This is a genomic window from Streptomyces sp. NPDC058086, assembly GCF_042885015.1.
In the GTDB taxonomy this organism is placed as follows: domain Bacteria; phylum Actinomycetota; class Actinomycetes; order Streptomycetales; family Streptomycetaceae; genus Streptomyces.
The window spans coordinates 1-2,692 of record NZ_JBHVST010000260.1; the positions used below are offsets into that span (position 1 = coordinate 1).

General features: G+C 68.3%; 2 protein-coding genes and 1 pseudogene. All 3 read left to right on the forward strand.

Features of this window, described 5'->3' with window-relative positions:
- Positions 1–121 precede the first annotated feature (121 nt).
- A complete protein-coding gene (locus ACFVWD_RS58020) occupies positions 122–1,510 on the forward strand; it encodes a helix-turn-helix domain-containing protein (protein WP_389607240.1) in 1,389 nt (462 codons plus the stop codon).
- A gap of 57 nt (positions 1,511–1,567) precedes the next feature.
- Entirely contained in the window at positions 1,568–2,140 is a 573-nt protein-coding gene (locus tag ACFVWD_RS58025; protein WP_073772384.1) for a helix-turn-helix transcriptional regulator, read from the forward strand.
- A gap of 213 nt (positions 2,141–2,353) precedes the next feature.
- Positions 2,354–2,634 (forward strand): annotated as a pseudogene (locus ACFVWD_RS58030) (PaaI family thioesterase); the annotation flags it as partial.
- Positions 2,635–2,692: the final 58 nt, after the last annotated feature.

A 2,692-nucleotide genomic window follows, 5' to 3' on the forward strand; every position in this document is an offset into this window, starting at 1 on the left:
CGCTGGGCCTCGGCGACCACCTGGGCTCCCTGGAGCCGGGCAAGCGCGCCGACCTGATCGTGCTGGCCTCCACTCCGTCACCCCCCAGGCCGACCTCCCGGAACCCGAAGCCCGCCGCGCCCTGCGCGAGCAGGCTCAGCTGTCCAAGGCACAGGTGGCCCGCGCCCTCGGGGTGAGCCCGTCCACGGTCAGCGCCTGGGAGGCCGGCCGGGATCCGGCCGGCGAGGTACGCGCCAAGTACGCCTACCTCCTGGACGGATTGAGCGCCAAGCTCCTCACCGACACCACGCCCGAAACCGAGTCGGCGGTGGAGTCCACCGCTGTTCGCTCCGTTGATGCGGACGCTACGGCTGAGGCCGGGCCCGCTTCTTTCGCGTTCGAGGACGGGGACGAAGTCGAGGTACTCATGGCCCCGGAGCCGTGTGTGCTGTGCGGGCGTCCGGCCCGACAGCGAGTGGAGGGCTTCGCTCAGCACCTGGACCCCGCCGAATGCCAGGGCGGCGCAGTCGGGACGCCGCCGGCCCCGGCCGCCGACCGGCCCGCCCCGGCTGCCCCGAAGCCCTCCAAGCGTGCCAAGAGCCCGGCCCGCCGGGCGTTCCAGGAACCGTCGGGCCCCGGGGACTTGATCCACGCGGCCGTCGAGGGAGCACTCGCCGAGCACCAGGGCGACGTGGAAACGGCCACCGCGGCGCTGTTGAAGAAGGCGATCCCGGACGCCATGCGCCTGCTGGACGAAACCCGCAAGGGCGCACGGTACGACGTGATCGCCCACCCCTGGATTCCCGACATCCTGAAGAAGCAGACCTCCCGGGGCGCGGACCAGATCTGGGAGGCCCGCCCCAAATGGACCCGCGCCGAACTGCCACCCGGCGTTCATGAGGTGACGGCACTCGACGTCAACGGCGCTTATCTGTCCGCCCTCAAAACCCATCTGCCGCTCGGGCAATTGGAGCACACCACCGGCATGCCGCACGACCGCCGCCGCGCCGGAGTCCACCTGATCACCCCACCGGTCTGGGAGCACGACGCCGTGCTGCCCAACCCGATCGGCGAGCGCGACGAGCCCGGCCCCCTCTGGGTCACCGAACCCACCCTGCGGCTCCTGCTGCGCCTGTCCAGCCCGAAGCACGGCCTGTGCGAGGTGCCGGAAATCCACGAGTCCTACACTTCAGGAGCCACGGAGAACCTGCTGGAGAAGTTCCGCAGCACGCTCAAGGACGCCCGCGACACCGCCATCGCCGACAGTGACCCGGTCACCCTGGAGTACGTGAAGGCGATGTACTCGAAATTCGTCTCCACCATGGGGGAGTCGAACTACAACCGGGAGCTGTACCGGCCGGACTGGATGCACATCATCCGCTCCCAGGCCTTCGCCAACCTCTGGATGAAAGCGCTCAAAGCCCACGACGAAGGACTCGCCGTCGTCCGCGCGATGGGCACCGACGAACTCCACGTCATCGGCGACTGGCGCCGTGTTTTTCCCGAAGGCCGAGGGGTGACCGAGGTCTAGGTCAAAGACCTCTACACCGCGGGCGCCGACACCGACACCATGGGGGAGGAGCAGTAGATGCCGGAGAGGAACAACGACTTCGGAAAGTTCGGCGCGAGCGGCGTCAAAGGAAGCGAACTCGTCGGGCGGAAGCTCGACGACCTCGCCGGCGGCATCGTCACCCCCGTCACCGCGAAGCGCGGACTGATGGCACGCCTGAACTATCTGACGAGGTCCGACCATGCCCGCCAGGCCGCCAGGGAAGCCGGGCTGACGGTGACCGACCGCACGCTGAAGGCGTGGCTGGAAGGCAAGCGCCGCCCCTCGAAGAAGAACCTGAAGAAGATCGACGACGCCTACCAGGCGGTGCGTCGGCAGAACGTGGCCCGGCACCTGCTCAAGCGCCTCAACGCGAACGGCGGCACCAGGGTCGAGATCCATCCTCTCAACCAGTCCGGCGTCGCCCGCCCCCTACAGCGCGACGTCCCCTTCCGGCACATGAATGTGCGCCGCTGGGACCGGATCGTCGGCGCGTGGGCGGCCGGAGACCACCACGGCCTGGACGCGGCCTGGACCGACGACGTCCTGCCCGATCTGGGATCCCAGTACGGAGCGTACGAGTACTGCACCAACGTCGGCTTCGCTGCATAACTCCAGGCCAGAGGCAGTCTACGGACCTCGGACCCACGACTCTGCCCCGCCACCAGCAGAGAGGGGCGAGAGCCGTGCGTCCGAAGGCCAGCGCACCCGGCTCCTGCTGTGCTGCTTCCGTGCCGCCGTCACCGACTGCGGTGGGCGCGGTCCCGGGTGCAGAGCCGACGCACACCGCACCCAGCGTGTGGTTCGGCCGTCGTCGACGGCGAATATGTCCACGCTGGGGTTACCAGCGTGATGGCAGACAGTGTCGGCGGCTACGCGGCGCTGACACTGTTCGACGAGGACTCCGAGGTTCTCACCGGGAGTGCAAAATCAATCTCCTTGCTCCTGCTGTGGGCGCCCGTCTCGAAGGGACCGGGGACGTCCTGAAGTCCGGACGTACCTTGACCATTTGTCAGTTGGAGGTCTGGGGCATCCAGAGTGACGGTGGCCGACGACTCGTGGCCCACGGCCGGCAGACGCTGGTCCGTGCGCGGGCCAAGCAGTGAACCTGCAGTCGCTATGGTCTTACTTTCCAACGCCGCTCACTTTTCGATGGTAATGATC

Excerpts from the sequence above, each read along its gene's own strand:
- ACFVWD_RS58025 (WP_073772384.1), top strand. The coding sequence starts at position 1,568 with ATGCCGGAGAGGAACAACGACTTCGGAAAGTTCGGCGCGAGCGGCGTC.